Annotated in this window: 23 protein-coding genes and 1 tRNA gene; 12 read left to right on the top strand and 12 right to left on the bottom strand. The window is 49.6% G+C overall.

Annotation, left to right across the window (positions count from 1 at the left end):
* Nucleotides 1–43: 43 nt before the first annotated feature.
* The 4 genes from AC4QZR_RS09565 to ruvC all read right to left on the bottom strand — a co-directional run bounded on the left by AC4QZR_RS09565 (nt 44) and on the right by ruvC (nt 3,983).
* Nucleotides 44–1,111, bottom strand: a complete 1,068-nt coding sequence (locus tag AC4QZR_RS09565) for an MlaD family protein (RefSeq protein WP_494480703.1) — start codon at nt 1,109–1,111, stop codon at nt 44–46.
* Nucleotides 1,112–1,891, bottom strand: a complete 780-nt coding sequence (locus AC4QZR_RS09560) for an ABC transporter ATP-binding protein (protein ID WP_494480702.1) — start codon at nt 1,889–1,891, stop codon at nt 1,112–1,114.
* Nucleotides 1,891–2,709, bottom strand: coding sequence for an MlaE family ABC transporter permease (locus tag AC4QZR_RS09555; protein ID WP_253406047.1), 819 nt, complete (start codon nt 2,707–2,709; stop codon nt 1,891–1,893). Before AC4QZR_RS09555 ends, AC4QZR_RS09560 begins: the two co-directional genes overlap by 1 nt.
* A 707-nt stretch (nt 2,710–3,416) precedes the next feature.
* The gene (gene ruvC / locus AC4QZR_RS09550) at nt 3,417–3,983 is read right to left on the bottom strand and encodes a crossover junction endodeoxyribonuclease RuvC (RefSeq protein ID WP_256488675.1); all 567 of its coding nucleotides are present in this window, start codon (nt 3,981–3,983) and stop codon (nt 3,417–3,419) included.
* A 25-nt stretch (nt 3,984–4,008) separates the two neighbouring features.
* Between ruvC and AC4QZR_RS09545 the strand changes: the two genes are divergently transcribed.
* From AC4QZR_RS09545 to AC4QZR_RS09505, 9 genes are all read left to right on the top strand, one after another.
* Nucleotides 4,009–4,998, top strand: a complete 990-nt coding sequence (locus tag AC4QZR_RS09545; protein WP_494480701.1) for a lysylphosphatidylglycerol synthase domain-containing protein — start codon at nt 4,009–4,011, stop codon at nt 4,996–4,998.
* Between the two features lie 5 nt (nt 4,999–5,003).
* A complete protein-coding gene (locus AC4QZR_RS09540) occupies nt 5,004–6,137 on the top strand; it encodes a glycosyltransferase (RefSeq protein WP_494480700.1) in 1,134 nt (377 codons plus the stop codon).
* The gene (locus AC4QZR_RS09535) at nt 6,130–6,387 is read left to right on the top strand and encodes a hypothetical protein (RefSeq protein ID WP_494480699.1); all 258 of its coding nucleotides are present in this window, start codon (nt 6,130–6,132) and stop codon (nt 6,385–6,387) included. Before AC4QZR_RS09540 ends, AC4QZR_RS09535 begins: the two co-directional genes overlap by 8 nt.
* Nucleotides 6,388–6,607: 220 nt before the next feature.
* Nucleotides 6,608–7,831 (top strand): PP2C family protein-serine/threonine phosphatase, encoded by a 1,224-nt coding sequence (locus AC4QZR_RS09530; RefSeq protein ID WP_494480698.1) that lies wholly within the window; start codon nt 6,608–6,610, stop codon nt 7,829–7,831.
* Nucleotides 7,832–8,000: 169 nt separating this feature from the next.
* Nucleotides 8,001–8,609, top strand: coding sequence for a polysaccharide deacetylase family protein (locus AC4QZR_RS09525; RefSeq protein WP_494480697.1), 609 nt, complete (start codon nt 8,001–8,003; stop codon nt 8,607–8,609).
* Complete coding sequence (locus tag AC4QZR_RS09520; protein WP_494480696.1) at nt 8,606–9,697, top strand: glycosyltransferase; 1,092 nt, start codon at nt 8,606–8,608, stop codon at nt 9,695–9,697. The genes AC4QZR_RS09525 and AC4QZR_RS09520 overlap by 4 nt, the downstream gene beginning before the upstream one ends.
* A gap of 245 nt (nt 9,698–9,942) precedes the next feature.
* On the top strand, nt 9,943–10,710 hold the full coding sequence (locus tag AC4QZR_RS09515) for a TatD family hydrolase (RefSeq protein WP_494480695.1): 768 nt from the start codon (nt 9,943–9,945) through the stop codon (nt 10,708–10,710).
* Between the two features lie 3 nt (nt 10,711–10,713).
* Nucleotides 10,714–11,778 carry an asparaginase gene (locus AC4QZR_RS09510; protein ID WP_494480694.1) on the top strand — a complete coding sequence of 355 codons (1,065 nt, stop codon included), beginning with the start codon at nt 10,714–10,716 and terminating at the stop codon, nt 11,776–11,778.
* An 81-nt stretch (nt 11,779–11,859) separates the two neighbouring features.
* Nucleotides 11,860–11,947, top strand: a tRNA-Ser gene (locus tag AC4QZR_RS09505).
* 122 nt (nt 11,948–12,069) lie between these two features.
* Here the strand turns inward: AC4QZR_RS09505 and rlmH are convergent.
* A complete protein-coding gene (rlmH, locus tag AC4QZR_RS09500) occupies nt 12,070–12,543 on the bottom strand; it encodes a 23S rRNA (pseudouridine(1915)-N(3))-methyltransferase RlmH (RefSeq protein WP_494480693.1) in 474 nt (157 codons plus the stop codon).
* Between the two features lie 279 nt (nt 12,544–12,822).
* Here rlmH and AC4QZR_RS09495 point away from each other — a divergent pair, with 279 nt between their 5' ends.
* On the top strand, nt 12,823–13,059 hold the full coding sequence (locus AC4QZR_RS09495; RefSeq protein WP_188499802.1) for a hypothetical protein: 237 nt from the start codon (nt 12,823–12,825) through the stop codon (nt 13,057–13,059).
* Between the two features lie 165 nt (nt 13,060–13,224).
* Here the strand turns inward: AC4QZR_RS09495 and AC4QZR_RS09490 are convergent, their stop codons facing one another.
* The 5 genes from AC4QZR_RS09490 to AC4QZR_RS09470 form a co-directional block, all read right to left on the bottom strand.
* Nucleotides 13,225–13,479, bottom strand: a complete 255-nt coding sequence (locus AC4QZR_RS09490; RefSeq protein WP_494480692.1) for a hypothetical protein — start codon at nt 13,477–13,479, stop codon at nt 13,225–13,227.
* A gap of 213 nt (nt 13,480–13,692) precedes the next feature.
* Nucleotides 13,693–14,778 (bottom strand): ABC transporter permease, encoded by a 1,086-nt coding sequence (locus AC4QZR_RS09485; RefSeq protein ID WP_494480691.1) that lies wholly within the window; start codon nt 14,776–14,778, stop codon nt 13,693–13,695.
* A complete protein-coding gene (locus AC4QZR_RS09480; RefSeq protein WP_494480690.1) occupies nt 14,775–16,157 on the bottom strand; it encodes an ABC transporter permease in 1,383 nt (460 codons plus the stop codon). The genes AC4QZR_RS09485 and AC4QZR_RS09480 overlap by 4 nt, the downstream gene beginning before the upstream one ends.
* A 7-nt stretch (nt 16,158–16,164) precedes the next feature.
* The gene (locus tag AC4QZR_RS09475) at nt 16,165–17,799 is read right to left on the bottom strand and encodes an ABC transporter substrate-binding protein (RefSeq protein ID WP_494480689.1); all 1,635 of its coding nucleotides are present in this window, start codon (nt 17,797–17,799) and stop codon (nt 16,165–16,167) included.
* A 170-nt stretch (nt 17,800–17,969) separates the two neighbouring features.
* Entirely contained in the window at nt 17,970–18,146 is a 177-nt protein-coding gene (locus AC4QZR_RS09470; RefSeq protein WP_494480688.1) for a hypothetical protein, read from the bottom strand.
* Between the two features lie 310 nt (nt 18,147–18,456).
* Between AC4QZR_RS09470 and AC4QZR_RS09465 the strand changes: the two genes are divergently transcribed.
* Nucleotides 18,457–19,965, top strand: a complete 1,509-nt coding sequence (locus AC4QZR_RS09465) for a hypothetical protein (RefSeq protein ID WP_494480687.1) — start codon at nt 18,457–18,459, stop codon at nt 19,963–19,965.
* Between the two features lie 25 nt (nt 19,966–19,990).
* Nucleotides 19,991–21,322: an MFS transporter gene (locus tag AC4QZR_RS09460; RefSeq protein WP_494480686.1), complete on the top strand. Its 1,332-nt coding sequence runs from the start codon at nt 19,991–19,993 to the stop codon at nt 21,320–21,322.
* Between the two features lie 244 nt (nt 21,323–21,566).
* Here the strand turns inward: AC4QZR_RS09460 and AC4QZR_RS09455 are convergent, their stop codons facing one another.
* Nucleotides 21,567–23,228 carry an amidohydrolase gene (locus AC4QZR_RS09455; RefSeq protein ID WP_494480685.1) on the bottom strand — a complete coding sequence of 554 codons (1,662 nt, stop codon included), beginning with the start codon at nt 23,226–23,228 and terminating at the stop codon, nt 21,567–21,569.
* 8 nt (nt 23,229–23,236) lie between these two features.
* Nucleotides 23,237–24,010 carry an AMP nucleosidase gene (locus tag AC4QZR_RS09450; protein ID WP_188499793.1) on the bottom strand — a complete coding sequence of 258 codons (774 nt, stop codon included), beginning with the start codon at nt 24,008–24,010 and terminating at the stop codon, nt 23,237–23,239.
* Between the last annotated feature and the right edge of the window lie 6 nt (nt 24,011–24,016).

The following is a 24,016-nucleotide window of genomic DNA, read 5'->3' as shown; positions in this document are numbered from 1 at the left end:
CTACAAAAAAGGGCGAATCTTTCGGATTCGCCCTTTTTTATGCTTAATTCTCTATCAGGATAGAAGGCTTAAACTCCAGTTGCGTTGTGTCTTTTGGTTGTACCTGCTTTGGTGCCGGCTGGTTTTGTTGTTGCTCCTTCTGCTTGGCTTCTTCCTTTGCCTGTCGTTTAAAGAAACCTCTCAGTAGGAAGTTGTTTTGCAGGGCCTCCATATTCTGATCGAGCTTTTCAGTGCCCGTCTCCAGGTTTTGCATGGTGCTCTGCAACTGGCGGGCAAATTTCTGGTCATTGAGGAGCACACCTACCGCACTATTGCTGTTGTTGAGCTGAGTGGTAGCCGTACGCAGATTCTCCGTTATTTCAGAGGTTGAAGCGGTGGCCTCTTCCAGTTGCGTCATCGAGTTTTTCAGCTGCTGGAACACCTCTTTGTCAGTTACCAGTTGGTTTGCCAGGCCGTCAGGGGAGTTGAGTTTATTGGTGAAGGCAGTGAGTGAGCGTGAGGCATTGACGGTGCTTTCGGAAGTGCGCTGCAGGTTAGCTACCACACCACGGAAGTTCTGGGCCATGGTCGTGTCGGTCAGCAGGGCACCTACGGTTCCTTCGCCTTTCACCAGGCGGGAGGTAAGCTGCTTAAAATCACCGGTGATCGCTACCAAGTTCTCGTTGTTCTGTTGCAGCTTTTCCATCAGGTCATCTGTATTGAGCGGGCTTATGGCTGTTATTCTGTCGCCATCTTCGATAGGAGCGGCAGCCTGGGTGCCTCCGTCAATCACGATGTTCTTGTTGCCAATAAAGCTCTCGGAGCTGATGCGGGCCGAGGCATTTTTGCGGATGAACTGCTGCACCTTCTCCTCAACGTTCATGACCACCTCTACCTGCGAGTCGCCATAGAGGTTGATGGACTTGATCGTGCCGATCTTCACACCCGAAAACCAAACATTGTTGCCGGTTCGCAATCCGGCTACATCATCAAAAATAGCGGTAAGCGTTACCGTATTGATCAGGCGCTTTTGCTGACCGGCCAGCATAAAAATACCAGCCACCAGAATCACGATCGCCAGGAAAGTGAAGATACCAACAATAACAGTGCGTTTATTATCTGCAGAACTCATCTAGTCTATAAAGTTGTAGTTATAAAAAGATTGTACGCGTTCGTCATTGCTGTCGAACACCTCTTCGAATGTGCCTTCCCGTTGGAATTGTCCGTCGAGCAGCATCACTATTCTGTCTCCTACGGCGCGGGCACAGGTTAGGTCGTGGGTAATGATGATGGAGGAAGTATTGAATTTCTCCTGCACTTCATTTATCAGGCTGTTGATCTCGATACACGTAATGGGGTCGAGGCCAGCAGTGGGCTCGTCATAGAGCATAATATCCGGTTTGAGGATCAGGGTGCGGGCAATACCGATTCGTTTGCGCTGGCCACCGGACAGTTCAGAAGGCATCTGGTTAATGGCCTGCGAAAGCCCCACGGCCTCCAGCACATACTGGATCGTGTTTTCCCGTTCGGCTTCAGTCATGTGCTTCGCGTGCCGCTCCAGCGGAAACTCAAGGTTCTCGCGCACGGTCATACTGTCGTACAGGGCGCTGTTCTGAAACGAAAAACCGATCTTGAGCCGAAGTGCATCCATCTCCCGTGGTTTGAGACCGCTAACTTCTTTGCCCAAAACGTTGACCGTTCCTTCGTCTGCCTGCAGCAAACCTGATATGATTTTGATCAAAACGGACTTGCCTGTACCGGAGCGGCCGAGCACCACCAGGTTTTCTCCTTTATAGAGATCAAGGTCCACACCTCTGAGTACCTCAAAATCGTCGAATGCTTTTTTGAGGCCCCGGATAGAAATCACTTTCTCGCTCCTATCGATGTTGGGGTTTATTTGTTTTGCCTCCATTAAAAAGCTCTGATTGTGTTAATAACCTGCATGATGAGCAGCTCTTCAATAAAGATAAGGAACATGGCCGTTACCACCGATGAGTTGGCCGCCTTGCCTACACCTTCTGTACCCTTAGAAGAATTATACCCTTTGTAGCACCCCACCATGCCGATGGTGAAACCAAAGATGACAGACTTTACCGACGAGGCGATGATGTCCAGAAAGGTGATGGCGTCAAAAACCTGGTAAAAGAAGACGCTCAGGGAGGTAAGTTCATTCTGGTGCACGTTCAGGTAACCGCCCAACAGCGACACAAGCGTGGTAAACATCGTTAAGGCCGGGATCATCAGCGTTGATGCCAGCACCCGGGTGACCACCAGAAATTTAAAAGGGTTGGTGGCCGACACTTCCATAGCATCGATCTGCTCGGTCACACGCATGGAGCCCAGCTCGGCACCGATGGCGGAGCCGACCCGGCCTGCTGCAATAAGCGCTGTCACCAGTGGACCGATGGCCCGGATGATGGCTACGGAAATAAGGGCGGGCAGGAGCGAGGTGGCACCAAAATCGGCCAGCGAGGGGCGTGACTGGTTCGTAAATACAATACCGATGATAAAACCAGTGAGCGAGATCAGCGGCAGAGAGCGCACACCGATTTCATAGCACTGCTTGATAATCTCTCTAAACTCGTAAGGCGGAAACCACACCTCCTTAAAAAACCGCGCATTGAAACGGTACACTTTCGCTAACTCAACAAAAATCCTGTCGAGCCTGCGTGTCGTTACATACCTGCGCCGGGCTGGAGCAGCTCCCGGTTTATTTTTGTCTAAATCCATTTATGCTGTTTAGGATTCACCTATACACTTGCCTTTGACAAAGCAGCGGCAAAAATAACTCAAATTTAATAATATGCCTGACGCTAAATTTAACCGCACCAGCAAAAACATGTTTAAACTTTGTCTTTTGGCAAAACCTATACCTTGCTACAGGCTGATTTTAGTCGGGTTTCGGAAGGAAATCAGGCAAACTTATAAGCCTTACGAAAGATAGATGCGATTTTTTACAAAACTGCGAAATATTTTCAAAAGCTTATACTTATTGAAGGATAGTTGATGGGGATGTTGAATTGCTGATTGTCCGGTGTACGGTTGATCTGGCCTTTCTTTTGGTGAGGGTTGAGGAGTTGAAGGGTTAAATTGTTAATGGTTGAATTGTTGTGTACACGATGCGGACAGGTAGTGACCTGTCCGCATCGTGTGGTTATATCCTGAAAATGCTCTGCTACAATGCTCTTCGGGATTTCTCAATCCCGAAGCTGACTGTCGGGGATTTCCTAATCCCCGTGCGTAGGTTTTGCAGGTATACGGAGACAAGGATGTCCCTGCAGAAATACTTCCAGACATGGATGCCCGAAAGAGCATTAAGAGTATCTAGATTGGGAACGGTCAGATTGGTATATCCGCAGAATCGAGGTTACGCTGTAACGTCGCTACATCACAGCTTTCTAACTTCCCCAATCCTTAAACTCCTAAACCCCAATCTTCTACAACTTTCTCTCAGGATTGTCGGTCAGGAAGGCTTTCCAGGAGTTGGTGCCTTTTTTGGCGTTATTACCTTTCTGGTAGTGGTGGCAGAGAGCCACGGACAGGGCGTCAGTGGCATCGAACATCTTTGGGTCGGGCTGTATTTTGAGGATCTGCACCAGCATGGCGGCCACCTGCTCTTTGGAGGCATTGCCATTTCCGGTCACGGACTGCTTAACTTTCTTAGGGGCATACTCAACATAAGGGATATCGCGGGAAAGGGCGGCGGCGATGGCAACTCCCTGTGCGCGACCAAGTTTGAGCATACTCTGTACGTTCACGCCAAAGAAGGGCGACTCGATGGCCAGCTCGTCGGGCAAGTATTCGTCGATGAGCTGTATCATGCGGTCAAAAATTTTCTTTAACTTGATGGCGTGGTTGCTGTAGCTTTTGAGGTGAATAACGCCATACTGCACTACCTTTACCTTTGATCCTGTCACTTCAATCAGGCCATAGCCCATGACTTGCGTGCCGGGGTCGATGCCAAGAATCAATTTGTTGGGTGGGAGGGCAGGAGAGTAAACCATAAGAGCCGCAATTTAAGACAATATCTTGAACATTACCAGCAACAGAAGGTTCCTTTTAGTTTCCGGCAAAGTTGTCGTGGTGCTGCTCACCTTCTATTTTTTGTACTTGGCCATCTTTACGGCACCCGACACGCTGCTCTCCTGGCAATCCATACTGCAATCCGCCCGTCAAAGCAATTATACTTTTCTACTGATCTTAAGTGCGCTGCTCATACCTGTCAACTGGGGACTGGAGGCCTGGAAATGGCAAATCCTAGGGCAGAAGCTCGAACACATTTCATACCTGCGGGCGTTCCGTGCGGTCATGGTAGGGCTCACGCTCGGCTTCATCACACCCAATCGTTTGGGCGACTACGCCGGCCGTGTGCTCGAGCTCAAAAGTAAGGAGCGCCTGGAAGGTATAGGAGCGGTTTTCATCGGCAGGTTTTGTCAGTTGGTGGCCACCGTGCTGGTCGGTACGCTGGGGCTGGTCTACTTTGCTCTTTTGCTTTACTGGAGGGAGTATCCGGGAGTCTGCCTTAGTATTTTCTTTCTGCTGCTCGTGCTGAATGCAACCATGCTATTACTGCTCTTTAATGCCCGTGCCATGGTGGCCTTAGTCGCAGCAGTAGGACCGCTGCGCAAACTGGCAAAATACCTGGCCATAATGGGGCGCTATACCTTCGGGGAAATGAACCGGGTGCTGCTGCTCTCTCTCTTGCGCTATTTTGTGTTTCTGCTACAGTTTGTTCTCCTGCTCGTTTTGTTTGAAGTACGGCTGAGTCCTGTGGAATACATCAGTGGCGTGTCTACTACATTCTTTCTGAAGTCGGTGGTGCCTTCGGTGTCGCTGCTGTCAGATCTGGGTATGCGGGAGCTGTCGGCCATGTATGTGTTTGGGTTACTCGGGCAGGAGCGTCTGCAGGTGCTGAGTGCTAGCCTGAGTCTTTGGTTGCTCAACATCGTGGTGCCAAGCGCGGTCGGTTTGTTCTTTGTGTTGCGCCTGAAGATGGGCAAGAGAGGAGGGAGCGCCTGATGTTCATGGTGCTGCTTCTGCTGTCGCTGCTTGCCTATGGCTGGGTCATTCTGCGTTATTTGTCCGCCTGGAATCGCCTCCCTATACCTGCTATAGCTGCCGGGTTTATACCTGCCACCAACATCACCGTCATCATTCCCGTCCGGAACGAAGCAGGGCGTATTCTTACTCTGCTGCAGGATCTGGAAAAACAAAACTATCCGGCTGAGCTCTTTGAGGTGCTGGTAGTAGACGACCACTCAGACGACGGCACCGACCAACTCGTGCAGCGTTTTATACCTGACACCCGGCTCCGCCTGCGGCTGATCCGGCTCAAAGATCATGTGGAAACGACCGGCAAGAAAGCCGCCATCAAACAAGGTATAGCAGTGGCCGGTGGCGAATTGCTGGCTTTTACCGATGGCGACTGTCGGGTGCAACCTGACTGGCTGTTGCACTTCGCCTATACCTTCCAATCGCAGCAGGCTATCTTTATCTCGGGTCCTGTCTGTTTTCACCATACTCATACCATGTTGGAGCGCATGCAGTTGGTCGAGTTTGCTTCGCTGATCGGAGTGGGGGGCGCATCTATCGGCCTGCGGCAACCGAACATGTGCAATGGCGCCAACCTGGCATACACCCGCGCTGTGTTTGAGGAGGTGGGCGGTTTTGCCGGAAACGAAGGTATAGCCAGCGGCGACGATGAATTTCTGCTGCACAAAGTAAGTCAGCTATACCTAGAGCGCATCGCATTTCTGAAGCACCCCGGAGCCATCGTGTATACCGAAGCACGCAAAACCGTGCGCAGTTTTATTGCACAGCGAGTGCGCTGGGCTAGCAAGTGGCGGAGCTACCAAAGCCTATCGGTTAAGCTGGTGGCCCTGCGTGTTTTTGCCGTCAACCTTTTTCTTTTCCTGGCTATACCTGCCGTGCTGCTGAACTGGATTTCGCCTTTGGTTTTTCTGGCAGCTTACGCAGTCAAATTCCTGATCGATTTCCTGTTCTTAAACCGCGTGCTGACTTTCATGCAGAAGCAGTATTATCTGTTTTATATGCTTCCGCTGCAGCTAGTTTACATTCCTTACGTACTATATACCGCTATCATGGGTCTTTCAGGTCGCTATACCTGGAAAGGCCGAACCATCCATAATCATGACTGAGAATGAATTTGCCATCATGGACGAACTCTATTTTGTGACGTCCTACGCTGACCTCAAAAGCACCAGCGCCCTGACTGACGAAGAACTCTGCACGGCCCTGCGCAACCTGATTGCCAAAGGCTATATCCGGATCTTATACCCGGACCCGGATACGGAGCACGAGTACGATGAAACTGCCTTTGGGAAACAATGCCAGCACTACTACTACCTGGCCACCAAAGCCGGCCTTGTGGTGCATAATTCCATCTGACACAAGTATTTCCCGAAGCAATTCTAAACAAATGCCTTGGCTACGTAGTTGCATGTAAACGTACGGGACGAATACGGATTATTTGAAAGGATTTGGAGGGTTTGGCAGAGAATGCGGTTGATTTTTTGTAAATTTACCCGGTCTATACCTGCGTGACAGGTATAACTGGCAGGAGGGTCCCCACGTGCGGATTTTTCGCCAACCTAACCTATGAAACTGAATGCCTGATATAGTTGCTCCGAACATACAGCAAGAGTTAAACCTCAAAAAGCTGGAATTATCGGCCCTGTTGGAAATCACGCAGGCGATTAACGACAACCTGCCCGAAGAAGCGCTCTACAAAATATACCGCTTCACGCTGATCGCCCAGCTGCAGATCAATCGTCTGGCGTTGTTTGTGCACGACGAGAAGTGGGACTGCAAAGTGAGCTACGGCACCGACCTGGAGCCCGCCAAGCAACACCTTCCCGAAGCAATTCTCGAGCTCAAGGAAATTACCCGCATGTCCAAGCTGAGCGTTGACAAGAAGTGGCGTAATTTCGAGATCGTGATCCCGATTCTGCACAATGGCAAAGTGCTCGCTTTTGTGATGATCGGCAAAAACCTGCCTTACTACACCAATATCGAGGCGCTCAACTTTGTGCAGACGGTAAGTAATATCATGCTCGTGGCCATCGAAAACCACCGCATGGCACGCCAGCGTTTGGCGCAGGAGTCTATCCGCAAGGAGATCGAAATTGCCCGCGAGGTGCAGTCCATGCTGTTCCCAAAAAGCCTGCCTAATGACAAGGACGTGGCCATTCACGCGAGCTATATTCCGCACTCATCCATCGGCGGCGACTACTACGATTTTATTGAGATCGACAAAGACCAGTTTCTTTTTTGCGTAGCCGACGTGTCAGGCAAGGGGGTGCCGGCCTCGCTGCTGATGTCGAACTTCCAGGCCGGTTTGCGCACCATTTTGCGGCAGACGGCTGACCTGAATACTGTGGTGTCGGAACTCAACCACCTGATCTACCGCAATGCGATCGCCGAAAAATTCATCACCACTTTTGTCGCTATCTTCAACCGCAGCACGCGGGAGCTGAGTTATGTAAACGCCGGCCACAACGCCCCAGTTCTACTATACGAAAACGATACCCATGACCTGCTCAACGATGGCTGCACCATGCTGGGCGTGTTCGATGTACTGCCTTTCATGAACGTAGGCAAGATCCATGTGCCACATGATGCCATCATACTCTGCTATACCGACGGCCTGACCGAGGTATTTGATGAAGACGAATCGGAGTTCGGTATAGAAGGGACGATTAAATTCCTGCAGAAGAACCGTTTCCTGAGCTCGAAGATGCTGCACCTGCAACTGCTCAACGCCATCAACCTCTACAACGAAGAGTCTACCTTTAACGACGACATCACGCTCCTGTCGTGCAGGTTTAAGTAGGATTGATGGTTAAATTGCTAAATTGCTAAATTGTTTTTCAAGAATACAGGAAAGCTACTTATTAGCAGAGCGTTGAATTTCAAATGAATAGCCTGTAAGTAGCCATTCAACAATTTAACCATCAACAATTTAATAATTAAAATTGCTCCGCCTTTACAAGACTCCCGCCTTGCTTCGCAGAATATTGCCTGGCTATACCTGGCTGAGGGAAGAACAGGGCAAGGTGCTATACCTGACTTTCGACGATGGGCCCATACCGGAGGTGACGCCCTGGGTGCTGGAGCAATTGGAACACTACAAGGCTAAAGCGACTTTTTTTGCGGTGGGTGATAATCTGGTGAAGCATCAAGGTATAGCAAAGCAGATTTTAAAACAGGGCCACAGGCTGGCGAATCATACGCACAACCACCTGCGAGGCTGGGAAACCTCACTGGAGTATTATCTTGAAAACGTGCAGCAGTGTCAGCGGGAGCTCGAGAGGATTAATTCTGATGCAGCACATCCTAAATTGTTCCGACCTCCCTACGGCCGCATTTCCTTAAAACAGGCAGCGGCCCTTCGTCCCGATTATGAATTGGTAATGTGGGATGTGCTCACCAACGATTACGACCGTTCGCTCAGCCCCAAAAAATGCCTGCGCGAAGCCATCCGTTGTACCCAAAGCGGCAGCATCATCGTATTCCACGACAGCCTGAAGGCCCAGCGAAACATGCAATATGCCTTACCCCGTTTCTTAGAACACTTCACCGCACAGGGCTATACCTTCCGGACCCTATGATGGTATCTGTCGCCTACTTCATCCTGTATTTTATAGTATTTACAGCGCTTCTGTTGCTGCTACTCTTTAACCGCAGGCGCAATACGGCAAAGGTTACCAACCTGCCTAATGTCACAATTCTTATCGCGGCCCGTAACGAAGAAGCTAACATCCTGGCTTGTCTGCAGGCCATTGCCGCACTCGATTACCCAGCTGAAAAAATTGAGGTGCTGATTGGTGACGATGATTCCACTGACCGCACCCGCGCCCTGTTAGAAGCCTTCATCCAGGACAAGCCCGGCTATACCTGCCTGCCCATTATCGGCACGCTAGGTCAGGCCAAGGGCAAAGCCAATGTGCTGGCGCAGTTGGCCCATAAAGCAACTTCCGACATTTTCCTCTTCACCGATGCCGATATAGAAGTGCCGCCTACCTGGATAAAGGCCATGCTGGCAGGACTGGATGAAAAGGTAGGCGTTGTGACGGGACTGACCACGGTGAATGGTAACCGACTGTTCGATAAGATGCAGCGGATGGACTGGCTGTTCTCTATTGGCCTGATGCAGGTGTTCAGCGACTTGAACATGCCGGTCACAACCATGGGCAACAACATGCTGCTCACCCGCAAAGCATACGAAGACGTGGGTGGTTTTGAAAGCATCCCTTTTTCGATTACAGAAGACATTGCCATTTTCAACCAGATACTCAAGCGTGGCTATGGCTTCCGCAATCTGTATAATAGTAAGGTGCTCGCGTGGTCAGCGCCTGCCCCCGGTTACGGCGCACTGCTGGAGCAGCGCAAGCGCTGGATGCGGGGTTCGGTCTTCATGCCCAAGTTTATGTTCGCGCTGTTTGTGCTGCACTCAGCCTATTATCCTGTACTGATTCCTTTCTTTTTTAAGGCCTCCCTAGGTATAGCGCTCAGCATTGCGGTCGTCAAGTTGCTGCTCCAAAGCGTTTTCATGCACATCTGCCTGAAACGACTCCACCGCAGCGCCTCCTGGTGGCAGTACATTGCCTTTGAGCTATACCTGCTGGTGACTACTTTCGTCCTGATCCTTTACTTCTTCCTGCCGACAAAAGTGAAGTGGAAGGGGAGGAGGTATTAGGAGTTTGAGAATTCAGCAGTAGCAGCCCTCCCCCTAATGTAAAGAAGTCACGTAGCACTGTCGTTTAATCGTAGGGACAGGTCGCGACCTGTCCGAATCGTGCACCGAGCAGCGATCATGCACAATTAACAATACAACCAGCAAATCCTGCCATATAAGAGTAAGAGGTGATACACTGTAGTACTTGCAGCCTTAGCCATTAGTTCGGACCTTTGCACGGAGATATTTGATCCAAAACAACGCACATGACTTTAATTGATTCGCACGCACATATCTATTCAGAGAAGTTTCAACAGGACCGTGACGAGGCTGTAGCAAGGGCACTCGAAGCCGGCGTAGAGAAAATCTACATGCCCAACATTGATCATACCTCCATCGATGTGATGCTGGAAACAGAAGAGAAGCACCCTGATCAATGCATCGCGATGATGGGCCTGCACCCGACCTCGGTGAATAAGGATTTTGAGCAGGAGCTATACCTGGTGGAAGAATGGCTGAACAAGCGACAGTTTGCGGCAGTGGGCGAGTGCGGCATTGACCTGTACTGGGACAAAACTTTTCTGCCACAACAGCAAGAGGCCCTGAAAGTGCAGGTTGAACTGGCTAAAAAGCACCAACTGCCCATCGTGCTCCACACCCGCGACTCCTTTGACGAAACGTACGATATCATCGCGGATGCACAGGATGGCAGTTTGAAAGGTATATTCCATTGCTTTTCCGGCACGGTGGAGCAAGCGACTAAAGTAAAGGAACTCGGTTTTCTGATGGGTATAGGCGGTGTGGCCACTTTTAAGAACGGCGGCCTGGACATAGTGCTGCCGCATGTTAGTCTGGATGATCTGGTACTTGAAACGGACTGCCCCTACCTGGCGCCCGTACCGCACCGGGGCAAACGCAACGAGCCCGCATACCTGCCTTTGGTGGCACGCCGCGTGGCCGCACTGATGCAAAAACCAGTGGAAGAAGTAGCCGCCGCCACTACCCGTAATGCCCTCAACCTCTTCAAAATCTAAGCGATGAACGTAGTCAAAACCAACATCGACACCGCCGCACCTGCGCACTCAGACGCCTCCATTCTGATCATTTATACCGGGGGCACGGTAGGTATGGTATATGATGAAAAGCACAGCTTGGTGCCTTTCAACTTCAGTCAGATATTGGAGAAGGTGCCCGAACTGAGCAACTTTAAGTATTTGCTGACTGTGCTGAGTATTGAACCGGCCATCGATTCCTCTAACGTGGCGCCCAGTGACTGGCTGATGCTGGCTAACCTGATACGCGACAATTACGCCGACTATGATGGCTTTGTTGTGCTGCACGGCACCGACACCATGGCCTACAGCGCTTCTGCCCTCAGCTACCTGCTCGAGAATCTGGATAAGCCCGTCATCTTTACCGGTGCCCAGGTGCCGATCGGCCGTACTCGCACCGATGCCCGCGCCAACCTGATCTCTGCCTTACAAATAGCAGCTACCAAGATCAATGGGAAGAGTGTCGTGCCAGAAGTTTGTGTTTATTTCCATAACCTCCTGATCAGGGGCAACCGGGCAAAGAAAGTAGAGAGCCGCCATTTCAATGCTTTTAAATCGGAAAACTATCCGCTCCTGGCCAAAGCGGGCATCAGCATCGATTTTTATGAAAATGCTATTTTGCCGCATTCGGAAAAACCACTGCACGTGAACCAGCAACTGGATGACAATGTGGCTATCCTGAAGCTCTTTCCTGGCATAACGCCGCAGGTGATACGCAGCATGCTGGAAACACCGGGACTGTGCGGGATCGTGCTCGAAACATTTGGCGCAGGCAATGCCCCCACAGCGGGTTGGCTGCTTGAGATGCTGCAGGATGCCCTGTCAAGAGGGATTTATATTCTGAACGTATCGCAGTGCGACGAGGGCAGGGTGGACCAGGGGCGTTACGAAACCAGCAAGTTCCTGCTCAACATGGGCGTGATCGGGGGCGATGATATCACGACCGAGGCAGCCATTACAAAATTAATGTTTGTGCTGGGGCTCGGCCTGCCGGTAACGCAAACCCGTGAGCTGCTTGCCAGTAACCTGCGCGGAGAGATCAGCATTTAGCAGGCGCAATATATTTATAAGGTATAGGGCTGTAAAAATTTGCGATAGTGTAAGTTATTGGCGTATATTTGCACCCATAATAGAGAGCTGTCCGAGTGGTCGAAGGAGCACGCCTGGAAAGTGTGTATACCCCAAAAGGGTATCAAGGGTTCGAATCCCTTGCTCTCTGCTGCATAACCCAAAAGAGCCTGTAAGTGAATAACTTGCAGGCTCTTTTGTTTTGGGGGTATATTTGGCGTATACAGGCTCTTCGACCGATAGGAGAGTTGGAGGAGGAGGCATCACTGTTCCTCAATCATGATGATACTTCTCGCCCCTCAGAATGGTAAATCCACGGTATAGCTGCTCCACGAAAAACAGGCGCACCATTTGGTGTGAGAATGTCATTTTAGAAAGTGAGATTTTATCATTTGCCCGCTCATAGATGGCGGGGGAGAAACCATAGGCACCTCCGATGATGAAGACCAGGTTGGTGGTAACGGAGTTGAGTTTTTTTTGCAGGAAATGGGCATACTCAGTGGAGGTAAAAGTCTTGCCCTGCTCGTCGAGCAGCACCACGTGGTCGCCATCCTGTATCTTTTGCAGCAGCAGTTTGCCTTCTGCCTCTTTTAGATTATCAGCCGTGAATTTGCCACCCTGCTTCACATCAGGTATGATCGTAAACTCGAAGGGATGGTAGTGCTTCAACCGTTTCATATACTTCTGTATACCTTCCTCCAGAAATGCCTCGTCTGTTTTGCCGATCGCAATGAGTTTGATTTTCATGTAGCGCTTTTCCCACAAATTTCGGTCTAAATACGCTGCTATGCAACTTGATCGGCCCTGGCTCAGGTATAGCCGGGCTTTCGATGGATAAGATTTGTTTCAGTCTCCATCTTGTCCTGCAATCAACTCACCCTACAAAGTAAATCTGAAAATTTAGCAGGGAGGCATTGTTTAACCTTATTCTAAATTACTGAATAACAGTGGTTGTATGCAACCTGTAGTGGGTGTAGACAGGTAAAAAGGGAGAGTAAAACGATGTGTGACTAAAATTATAAAGATATGGAAGCGATATGCAATAACTGCAACCACTGGGAGCAGGACCAAAACAAAGTACAACTTCAAAGCAATGAATTTGGTTTGTGTGACGAGCTAACCGGCCAACATGCACTGGAGCCGGCTTATGTACTGCCGTTGGTTCACGAAGGACCGGAGGATAAGAAACCAAGAAGATTTGAGATGATCACGGGCGCACAGTTTGGGTGTAATCACTTCAGTGAGCGCAAAGGCTGGGTATAAGCCCTTCGGCTAGGTTCTAAAAACAAATGCCCTGCAGGAGACTGCAGGGCAAATGCCTAATCTAAACACAAACAACCAACACTAATATTATCTATTCAATCTTATTCTAATCTAAACTATTCTATCTATTCTATTCCCAAGGTGTAGCTTTCTTGTTGGCTGATATTAGTAGCGTAGGTAAGGCACGTTGCTCACTCCGGAGGAGAGTGAGTCAAGTATACCTACAAAATACTCGCCTATAAACAGACCGGTTCCTTTCTTTACCGCATCCGTCCCTAAAGTCGAATTGATCACTTCCCCATCAATCGTTGAGTACTCAAGCGATTCTTCATTTTGGGTAACGGGCTTCACTGATTTTAAGTAGTTGCGGCTACCAACGTGCTTTGTTGGATTGGCCGCTGTGTTTTCGTAGGTTTTCATATGTCAGGCTGTGATTTGGTTTAGATTGATACAATGATACAGCTAAGCCTTCTCCTAACACAGGAAAGATATTTGCAAGAAGTAACTTGTATTATATGGTGCCTATATATAAAATAATTATTTTATATAAGCGATTGGTAGACTTTAATCGACTATACAGCTTCTGCGATAGGGGGGTGTTGACGAAATATGCTAAAAGGTAACAAAAGTTAATTACTTTTTATATTGTAAAGAACGCAGCACATAATAACTGACAGTCTGCAAGGCCAGCACGGTCAGCGAGAGTATGGCACCAGGTATAGCGACGATCCACCAGGCAGCCGTATTGGTGCGTATACCTGCAATCATTCTTCCCCAGCTAACCAGGTCGGTGCTCACGCCAATGTTCAGGAAGGAAAGCGTCGACTCCAGCATCAGCAAACCAGCTAAACCAAAAGAAAATGCAACCAGCACCGGCCCCAGCAGGTGCGGAAGCGCTTGGCGAACCAGGAGGCGTCTTTGCGTATACCCCAGGCTGGTCGCAGCCTCAAAAAAGGGCAGTTCCCTGATGCGCAGCATTTCCGCCCTCGCCAGGCGCGCCGTTCCCGTCCAGAAGGTAAGCACCAGCAAGATAGACAAAGCCAGCAGAGTAGGAGGTACGATGGCTGCCAACACAAGTATTAGCACAAGCCTCGGAATACTTGTCTGCACTTCAATCAACCTTAGCAGCAGTTCGTCAGTTGGGAATGGAGTCTTTTTATGGAGGAATGTGAGTCGTTTGAAAAGTGGCGTTAAGGTGAGTACCACTAGCAGACTGAGTAAGACAGCTGCTATACCTGTCAGGAAGAAATCAGCGTAGTCGGCGCCCTGACTGAAGAGTAAAGTCGGGAGGTAGAGGCCGTAATAGGCGAAAGGTAACAATGCGAAGAGCAAAGCCGCCAGCAGGGCCCGGCTCAGGTATAGGCGGCGGTTGCCATAAAGCCCTGCCATGGCTCCGAGCGTCAGGCCAATCAGGCTGGCTAGTGTCATGACAGGCAAACTGATAGCAAATGCTGTGCGGGCGCCATATAGTATATTGGACAGCACATCACGTCCCAAACCATCTGTCCCAAGCCAGTGCCGGGATTTGTCCGTCTCAGTTTTCCAACCGAAAGGCGCCTGGTAGATTTGCTCCAGGTCCAGTTCGTTTGGACCATAGGTAAGCGGGAGCCAAGGCAGCGCCAAAGCGACAGCTGCCAGCAACACAAGGTATAGCAAGGCCAGTCGGAAGGCCGGTGCCGTTTGCCACAATGCACGCGCTATGTGCCACAGGTTTTTCATGCTGCGTGCGAACGTATGCGTGGATCGGCCAGAGCGTATAGCAGGTCAGAGAGCAGGTGCGACAACAACTTGAATATGGCCACTATCACCACGATGCCCATTATGACGGGGTAGTCGCGCGCCAGCACCGCATCAATGAGCAACCGGCCCACGCCAGGTATAGCAAAAATAGTTTCTATGATAACGGCCCCCGCGACCAAGGCAGGCAGAAAATCTGAAAGCAGGGTGATAACAGGAAGCAGGGCGTTGCGCAGCATGTGACGGCGAATGACGCGATGCTCGGAAAGGCCCTTTGCACGGGCTGTGCGGATGTAGTCCTGGCCAGCCACCACCGCCAGCGCCTGGTAAAACTGATTGGTGAGGTAAGGTAAATTAGCCAGCACCAGGCAGATCATCGGAAGCGCCATAAACTGCAGCCATTGACTGAATTGCGCTACCCAACTCTGGTCGAAGGAACTGTAATAACCCATACCGTATACCGGGAAGAGCTGTAAAAAAGCCGGATTAGCCAACAGTACCAGCAGAAGCATGGCCAGCACAAAGAGCGGAACGCTATCCAGCAGGAAAAGGGAAGGAAGGAATGTGCTGCGCCAGATACGGCCTGAGCGGCGCACCATCAGGATGGACAGTTCCATAGCCAGCAGAGTGGCAAATAACATACTCACCAACAGCAGCCACCAGGTGTTTCCAATCGCTTCGCCCAGTACTGTGGCCACCGGCCGCCCATCCCGTAGCGAAGTGCCCAGACTACCCTGGAGCAAACCCGAAAGCCAACGCTGGTACTGGTTTTGAGCGCCATGCCACTGCAGCGATGGCAGAAGATAGGTATAGCCCTGAGAATGCGACAGTAAATGTTCACTGTTTTCTAGCATCTGGCTCTGAGAAAGCTTGGTCGTGGGCAGTCGTGTTGCTATACCTGTCGTAGCCTGCTGAAGTTCGGTAGCGTCTTTGTGACTATAGATCCTAAAGAGGTGTTCCTGCACCTTTTGGCGCTCCGACTCAGATAGGCTTGCCTCAAACGTCTTCAGGCTTCGGAAAAAAAGAGCGGATGCTTCCGGATCGCCATACTGCCAGGAAAGTTTTTTGAGGAAGGCACGGTCACGCTCCGGGAAAACGCGGTGCAGGGTGTCGGGTAAGGCGGCAGATGTAACGCTGAAATAGAAGAGCGGCAGGTCCTGCCCGGTGGTCTTTAAAAACTGCCGGTAGCTGTGGTCGCGCGAGGCGGCATCGCTGCGGCTGTAATAGCCGGCTTCTTGCTGTGCCAGGTAGGCGCTCCCAAATGCGCCGGGCATCAGCTTGCTCAACAAAAAGATGGCAGATGCAATGAACCAAAGTGTAGGGATAGCCAGGAGTAGCCGCCTGAATACAAAATTGGCCATGGCACGGTTAAGGCTTAAGCATAAACGAACTCAGGTCGTAATAGGGGCGCACGCCCGACACCTTGGTATTAGTGAATCTGCTGTGTATAGCAATCCGCTCTTTTCTGAAATAGAGCGGCAGAAAGGCTGCTTCCTCCTGTATGATTTCCTGTAAGCGGTGCAGGAGCCGGGCCTTCTCCGCTTCGCTTTCGGCTTCGTTGATCTGGTTTAGGAGTTGGTCGCTTTCAGGCGTACCAAAGCCTGTGGTGTTAAGCCCGCCCGGCCCGGCAAAACTTGAGTGAAAAAGCGGCTTAAAATTGAAAACAAACGGATTACCCGAGATGCCTCTGAAGTGCATGTCGTAGTCTCGTTGGTCTATCCTTTGGCTATAAACGTTTCCCTCTAGCGGAAGCAAAGTAACAGGTATACCGGCTTTGCCGGCATGTTGCTGAAAGATGAGGGCCATTTGCTCATACGCCGTGTTGCCGGCCCTGTAAAGCAATTCAATACGCAGTTCTTCCCGTTGGCCGTTGATATTCCGGTACCAGCCTTTTTGCTCCTGTATCCAGCCGGCAGCTTTTAGCAAGGAGGTGGCCTGTGCGGGGTCATAATTGCGTGGCTGCAATTGCGGATGATACAGGTCTTTCCGGTCAGGAGGTATAGGGCCCACCGTCGGTGTCGCGTACGACTGCTGGCTCACCCGGATCATACCCGGTACATCCAGCAGGTGGGAGATGGCCTGGCGTGTGCGCTTGTCGCGGAACGTTGGTTTACGCGAATTGATGGCAGCGTAGATCAGATCATAGCCCTGCGGCGTATGGAGGTCGTAGTCTTTCAGGAAGTTTTCATCCTGCCGGAGCTGATCGAATTCGTTGACTGGAATGTTGTCCAGGACATCGAGCTGTGCGTTTTTAAGGGCCAGGAGTGCGGTGGTATTGTCAGGTATAATCTGAAAATTGATCTGCTCAGGGTTGGCATTGAGGTAGCTGGCAGCGCTTGCCGTGTTTTTCCCCCACCAGTTTTCCTTTTGCTTCAGCACAATGTACTGCCCCGTAGCCCACTCGGCTAGTTGGTAGCCGGCGCTTCCCTGCGAGATATCCTTGCTTTCCGGTGAGCCCAGCTTGTTACACCGTTCAGCCACAGCTCTTGTACGGTCTGTGTTATATTGACTGCTATCAGACGTAGATAAGGAAGATAATGGGATAGCAGTAAACGCCTGTTGCGGATCCAGGAGATAGGAGGGCAGGATAAAGAAGTCGCCGGTTAGCAGTTGCATTTCGGGCGTGTAGCCTTGGCAAACCAATGTAAATCTGCCGGGATCAGATGGATCGAGTTGTATGTTCTTTATAAACTCCAGCTGTGAGCGGATATTCTCATTACGAATGAAAGGAGATTTAAGCACCTTCAGGGTGAAAGCCACGTCTTGTGCAGTAACGGGGCTCCCATTGGGCCACTCGGCTTCAGGGCGAAGCTGGTAGTGAAAAAAAGTAAGCGAGTCCTTGCGCTCCACTTCCGGAAAAGCGGAGGCAAGGCCTGGCTTCAGTGTGTTATCTTCAAGATCTACAGTCAGCAGGCCTTGGTAAAGCAGATTGATTATCTGCAGTGCTTCCTGCGAGGTATAGCCAATGGGGCTTAGGCTCCCTGGGTCTATAGCTAGACGCAAGCGTACCTCATCAGGCTGCCGGACCGGCTGACCGCAAAAATTTAGTAGTAGTAGAAGTAAGAAAAATAGAAATGCTTGAGTTCTCCGCATTATGTTTCGTGCCCCTTGACCAAAATCAGGCAATGGCAATATAGAGAAAATGGAGCAAATCTCAAGAATAACCCAAAGGTCTATTTCTCAATATTAACCCATGTGCCTGAACCACCCATGGAGTTCATGGTCTCAGTAGTGGTAGTGGTAGTCGTAGTCGTAGTTGTTGTAGTAATGCTCTTATCCTGCTCTTTAGTAGTATCAGTAGGAGTGCCAAGCAAAACGTTCAGAACGATAGTGATGATGATAGTTGCCATGATTTCTAGGGTTAAATCGGTTTATAGTGTAACAAAGATTCACACAGAATAAGTGGAAAGAAAAGAAAGTATTTATATAAAGGTAACTATCAATATGGCAATATATAATGTAAATTAATCAATAAATAATATAAATCAATTGTTTGTAAGCTTGATATTTATATATTACTATCTAATATATTTTCAAAAGGTAACATAAGTGTGTTACTTTAGGTCTGAAATTGTTAGAAAATAGCAGTATTTAGTGCTTCTTAAACGTTTTTCAGGGCTAATAGATTTCTAATATATAGAATTTTAGTTGATCTTTTGCATGAAGGAAATTAAAAAATTGATTGAGATAGTTCTTTCTTGTAGCCAAGCAGAAACAGGACTGCTTGATGTGCCCAAGCAAAGTATAAAGGAAAAGAAGTTTATACGGGGAATAGAGTTGGGGCACTATACAACTGATGAACACGCGGCAAAAGACCTTTATAACACTAACCCCAATGATGTAAGGTACAAGATGCTAAAGCACCGGGTTAAGAAGAAACTTTTCAATGAGCTGAATTATGTGAACCCGCAAAAAGTAACAGCCAACCACGTTCGACAAAAGGAAATTCAGTGTAATAGTCTGATCTACCAGGCAAATATTGTGCGAGCACGCTATGAGTTTGACTTGGTGATCAATCTGGCTACTAAAGCATTAATGATAGCGCAAGAGTTTGACTTTACTGATTTGAAAGTTTCTGCATTGGAGCTATTGAGCTTGAGTTACTCCGAGCAGGGTTTTATAAAAAAGTTTACTGCAGCCCAGGAAGAACTTAAAACCGCTATGAGACATTTTGTAATGGAGCGGGAAGCAGTTTCTATGTTTCAGCATGCAACTGTTCAGCTGCGTAAGTCAACAAAGACCAGAAAGGAATTTTTGCCTCATTTGCCAGAAATTATTGAGAAGCTGGAAAAATTATGGAAAGGGTCGGGCACGTTCAGCTCATACTATGCTTACTACCGGTCGTATATCTGGTACCATGAACTTGAAGGAAATTTTAAAGAAGTCATTTCTATAACGGTAGATGCCCTTAGACTGGTTGATCATAACAAAATCAATGTGCATCGTTTTGATATGACCTATAACAATTTCATTATGGTATACGCTCACCTAAGAGCGAAGGACTATACGGACGGTTTGACCTATGCAGAAAAGAATTTACAACTCTATAACCCGACTTCAGTAAACTGGTTCTCATATATGGAGAACTACTTTTTGCTGGCGGTACACGCTCAGCATTATGAGCTAGGAGACATACTACAGCGGAAGATATTTGATAATTCATCCTTTCACATCATCCCCACAATTGCCAAAGAACGCTGGATACTGTATCGTTCGTATTTCAGGCTGGTATACCCGCAGGCAACTGTTCCGGAAGGAGAAGCCAACAATCCTTACCTGCTTTCGCTGCCTGAGTACAGCAAGGACAAGCTGGGTTTCAACGTGGCCATTCTCACACTGCAGTTCATCTATTTACTTGAAAAAGGCGAAACCGAGGCGCTGCTGTACCGCATCGAAAGCATTAAGAAGTATGTCTCCACGCACTTGAAAGATGCTTTCAGTTTGCGCAGTAAGCTCTTCTTGAAACTGCTGGTGCTAACTGTAACCGAAGACTACGATGCGGAGGTTTGTCGGACGAAAGGCGAATCGCTTTATAAAAAGCTACTGGACACGCCCGCTCCCGGAGATGCTTATGCTGAGATCGAGATTGTGCCTTACGAGCATTTATGGGACCTGATTCTGCAGATTCTGGCAAAAGAGGAAGCGAATACGAAGGCACGTACACGCTGAGTAAATATTTTGCTATATTTCAGCTATGCAAAAAAACAACCCTACCATTACCAGAGCCTGGTGCGTGTATGATTGGGCCAACTCGGTGTATTCGCTCGTTATCATCTCCACGATCTTTCCGATCTATTACAGCGCGGTATCCAAGCATCCCGTAACGGGCACTACCCTGGTCAATTTCTTCGGGTTAGAACTTCAAAGCTCGGTGCTATTCTCTTATGCGGTATCGGGCTCTTTTTTGCTGATCGTGCTCATGAACCCCTTTCTGACGGCCATAGCCGACTACAGCGGGCGCAAGAAGCTTTTTATGCAGCTGTTCTGCTACGTGGGCTCTATCTCCTGCGCCAGCTTGTTCTTTTTTACCAGGGAAACGTTCTCGATCTCGGTGGTGCTGTTCATGCTGGCGTCCATTGGCTTTACGGGCAGCATCGTGTTCTACAACTCATACCTGCCGGAAATTGCTACCGAAGACCAGTACGACCGCCTGAGTGCCCGTGGGTTTGCCATGGGTTATGTAGGCAGTGTCCTTTTGCTTCTATTCAATCTGGCCATGATTCTGAAACCAGGATGGTTCGGCATTGCAGCAGACAACACTAGCCTGGCTCCCCGTATCGCTTTTCTAACAACCGGAATCTGGTGGTTTGGCTTTGCGCAGTATACCTTCTACCACTTGCCTGCCAATGTCTATCAGAAAAATCCGCAGGGCAGCTGGGTGTTGAATGGCGTGAAGGAGCTCAAAAAAGTACTGAACCAAGTGAAGGAACTGCGTCTGTTGAAGCGCTACCTATTGGCCTATTTCTTCTTTAACATGGGGGTGCAGACCGTGATGTATGTGGCCACTATTTTCGGGATAGAGGAACTGAAACTGCCAAGTGACAACCTCATCATCACCATCCTGATCATTCAGTTGGTAGCTATTGCGGGTGCTTACGGCTTTGCTGCTCTTTCTGCGAGGTATGGCAACATCAGGGCTTTGATCATCGCTGTGATCATCTGGATCGGCATATGTATCGCTGCTTATTTTATAACCACTGCCTATGAGTTTTATGTCCTGGCTGCCGTTGTGGGTTCGGTCATGGGAGGTATACAGTCCCTTTCCCGCTCTACTTACTCGAAACTGATTCCGGCCACTACCAAAGACCATGCATCCTATTTCAGTTTCTATGATATCACAGAGAAGGTGTCCATCATGCTCGGCACGCTGGCCTATGGCGCTATTGCTCAAGTAACCGGTTCTATGCGCTACAGCATACTCGCGCTAATCGTTTTCTTCGCCCTTGGCCTGATCTTCCTGTCCCTGATTAAAGGTAAAAAATCACTGGCGCCGCAAGGCGAAGCCGAGGCAGTCGCAACTAGCTAGGTATAGCGAAGGTATACAGTAAACCAAAAACGGCAACCCGATAGGGCTGCCGTTTTTGGTTTTAGATTGGGTTTTGATGGTTTAATTGTCAAGTGCTGATTGTTTGGTGCACGATTCGGACAAGTCGCGACCTGTTCCTACGATAGGTCAGTTTTTATACCTGTCTCTGAAGCCGCTTGCCATTCTAGTATGACGTTATAATGTGTCGTCTATACCTTTTAACTCCTCAACTTTCTAACTCAATTTACTTCTTGTATACCTGCACGCCGTTCACGTAGGTGCGTAGCACCTGCAGGCCGCGCATCTGGTCATTCGGTACTTTCATCAGGTCGCGGTCCACGATAATGAAGTCAGCAAACTTGCCGGGCTCGATACTACCTTTTTCATTTTCTTCGAAAGCAGCTTTCGCAGGCCAGATTGTCATGCCGCGAAGGGCCTCTTCACGGCTCAGGGCGTTCTCCATCTGGAAGCCACCTTCCGGCCAGTTTTTCCCATCCTGACGTGCTACTGCTGCATGGAATCCAAACACTGGGTTGATATCCTCTACCGGGAAATCGCTTCCTAGCGGAATATAACCGTTCTGATCCAACAACTGCTTGAAAGGGTAGGCGTGCGCGATGCGTTCTTTGCCCAGGCGATCGCCGGCCCAGTACATGTCCGAAGTTGCATGTGTCGGCTGCACGGATGGCAGCACGCTATACCTGCCAAACTTGTCCATATCGGCAGGATTGATGATCTGAGAGTGCTCTATACGCCAGCGTTTGTCGTTCTTACCTTTCAGCACTTCTCCGTAGATATCGAGCAGCAGACGGTTAGCCGAGTCGCCAATGGCGTGCGTGTTCATCTGGAAACCGTGCTGGTTCATCAGAGCGGCCAGGTCACGGAACTCTTGCTCAGAGGCCAACAGGAAACCATAATGCCCGTGCTTATCACTATAAGGCTTAAGTAGGCTGGCACCACGCGAGCCCAGTGCCCCATCAGAGTATACCTTGAAAGAGCGCACATTCAGACGGTCGGTCTTATATGGTCCGTTAGCAAAATAATGGTCTTGATTGACCTTGCCCGGATTCATCATGGCGTACACGCGCATCTGCAGTTCTCCGCTTTTATGCATGGCATCCATCAGGTCGACAGTAGATTTGTCAAGACCAGCGTCGGCAACAGAAGTCAGACCCACCGCAAAGCAGTTTTTCTCTGCATTGATCAGCGCCTGTCGCTGTTCCTGCTCGTCGGGTGCCGGTATTTTGGAACTCACCAGGTCAATGGCATTGTCGACCAGGATACCAGTCATTTTGCCACCTTCCACTTCAACCAGGCCACCCACCATTTTGGTCTGCGGCGTTATGCCAGCCAGGTCCAGGGCTTTCTGGTTTACCAAGGCGGCATGACCATCTACACGGGTAAGAATAATGGGTGTATCCGGGAAAAGCTGGTCCAGGGTATCTTTGGTCGGGAATTCCTTCACCGCCCAGTCGTTCTGGTCCCAGCCGCGGCCCGTGATCCAGTCTGCTTCAGGGTAAGCTTTGTGCTGGTCCACTACTTTCTGCACCACTTCTTTAAATGAGCCAGTGCCATACAGATCTGCCGACTGCAGTTCGAGACCGTAGCGGTAGAAGTGGGCGTGTCCGTCATTCAGGCCGGGGTAGATGGTTTTACCTTCGGCGTCGAGTTCCTCGGTAGCGCTATACCTGGCCCGGATATCTTCGGTAGTACCCACAGCCACAATCTTTCCGTCTTTCACAGCAAAAGCTTCGGCCTGATCAAAGTTATCATTCACTGTGTACACGTTGCCATTGTACACGATCAGGTCAACTGATTCGCCGCCGGAGTTAGTGGAGTTGCAGCTACTCAGGAGGGTGAGGCCCAGCAGGGCGCCGGCTGCAAAAGAGCGTAGTGTTTTTTTCATTTATCTGTTTATTCGAAACGCATGTGTTTCACGGATTCACCGGAATTGATCAGTTCGATCAGTGAGTCTATACCGATGCTCAGGTGTTTTTCTACATAATTGGTCGTCACCAGTTTGTCGCTTTCCGAGGTCTTCACGCCTTCCGGAATCATCGGGTTATCCGATACAAGCAGTAGAGCGCCGTGCGGAATTTCGTTGATGAAGCCTACGGTAAAGATCGTAGCGGTTTCCATGTCGATGCCCATGGCACGGATCTGGCGGAGGTATTCTTTAAAATCCTCGTCGTGCTCCCAAACACGGCGGTTTGTAGTGTACACAGTTCCAGTCCAATAATCCATCTCGTGTTTTTTGATCATAGACGAAACGGCACGCTGCAGACGGAACGAAGGCAGAGCCGGAATTTCTGGTGGCAGATAGTCATCAGATGTACCCTCGCCGCGGATGGCTGCAATTGGTAGAATCAGGTCACCGATGGCCGTTTTTCTTTTAAGGCCGCCGCACTTGCCCAGGAACAAGGCCGCTTTCGGCTTGATGGAAGAGAGCAAGTCCATCACAGTGGCCGCCATGGCGCTGCCCATACCGAAGTTGATGATGGTGATGTTGTTGGCCGTAGCCGTTTGCATCGGTTTGTCCAGGCCTTTTATCTCCACGCCGAACCGGTCGGCGAACATGCGCACGTAGTTGATGAAATTGGTGAGCAGGATATACTCGCCAAATTCATTTAAAGGCACACCGGTATATCTTGGCAACCAGTCGCTTACGATCTCTTCTTTACTCTTCATGTTTTA

The organism is Pontibacter sp. YIM B11418 (assembly GCF_059278805.1).
This window is presented reverse-complemented; position numbering and strand designations above follow the sequence as displayed.

Coding starts and splice junctions, on each gene's coding strand:
- AC4QZR_RS09470 (WP_494480688.1), bottom strand. CDS start 18,146: ATGGCAACTATCATCATCACTATCGTTCTGAACGTTTTGCTTGGCACT.
- AC4QZR_RS09455 (WP_494480685.1), bottom strand. CDS start 23,228: ATGAAAAAAACACTACGCTCTTTTGCAGCCGGCGCCCTGCTGGGCCTC.
- AC4QZR_RS09540 (WP_494480700.1), top strand. CDS start 5,004: ATGGTGCTGCTTCTGCTGTCGCTGCTTGCCTATGGCTGGGTCATTCTG.
- AC4QZR_RS09510 (WP_494480694.1), top strand. CDS start 10,714: ATGAACGTAGTCAAAACCAACATCGACACCGCCGCACCTGCGCACTCA.
- AC4QZR_RS09485 (WP_494480691.1), bottom strand. CDS start 14,778: ATGAAAAACCTGTGGCACATAGCGCGTGCATTGTGGCAAACGGCACCG.
- AC4QZR_RS09555 (WP_253406047.1), bottom strand. CDS start 2,709: ATGGATTTAGACAAAAATAAACCGGGAGCTGCTCCAGCCCGGCGCAGG.
- AC4QZR_RS09465 (WP_494480687.1), top strand. CDS start 18,457: ATGAAGGAAATTAAAAAATTGATTGAGATAGTTCTTTCTTGTAGCCAA.
- ruvC (WP_256488675.1), bottom strand. CDS start 3,983: ATGGTTTACTCTCCTGCCCTCCCACCCAACAAATTGATTCTTGGCATC.
- AC4QZR_RS09530 (WP_494480698.1), top strand. CDS start 6,608: ATGCCTGATATAGTTGCTCCGAACATACAGCAAGAGTTAAACCTCAAA.
- AC4QZR_RS09450 (WP_188499793.1), bottom strand. CDS start 24,010: ATGAAGAGTAAAGAAGAGATCGTAAGCGACTGGTTGCCAAGATATACC.
- AC4QZR_RS09460 (WP_494480686.1), top strand. CDS start 19,991: ATGCAAAAAAACAACCCTACCATTACCAGAGCCTGGTGCGTGTATGAT.
- AC4QZR_RS09560 (WP_494480702.1), bottom strand. CDS start 1,891: ATGGAGGCAAAACAAATAAACCCCAACATCGATAGGAGCGAGAAAGTG.
- rlmH (WP_494480693.1), bottom strand. CDS start 12,543: ATGAAAATCAAACTCATTGCGATCGGCAAAACAGACGAGGCATTTCTG.
- AC4QZR_RS09535 (WP_494480699.1), top strand. CDS start 6,130: ATGACTGAGAATGAATTTGCCATCATGGACGAACTCTATTTTGTGACG.
- AC4QZR_RS09495 (WP_188499802.1), top strand. CDS start 12,823: ATGGAAGCGATATGCAATAACTGCAACCACTGGGAGCAGGACCAAAAC.
- AC4QZR_RS09520 (WP_494480696.1), top strand. CDS start 8,606: ATGATGGTATCTGTCGCCTACTTCATCCTGTATTTTATAGTATTTACA.
- AC4QZR_RS09515 (WP_494480695.1), top strand. CDS start 9,943: ATGACTTTAATTGATTCGCACGCACATATCTATTCAGAGAAGTTTCAA.
- AC4QZR_RS09490 (WP_494480692.1), bottom strand. CDS start 13,479: ATGAAAACCTACGAAAACACAGCGGCCAATCCAACAAAGCACGTTGGT.
- AC4QZR_RS09565 (WP_494480703.1), bottom strand. CDS start 1,111: ATGAGTTCTGCAGATAATAAACGCACTGTTATTGTTGGTATCTTCACT.
- AC4QZR_RS09480 (WP_494480690.1), bottom strand. CDS start 16,157: ATGGCCAATTTTGTATTCAGGCGGCTACTCCTGGCTATCCCTACACTT.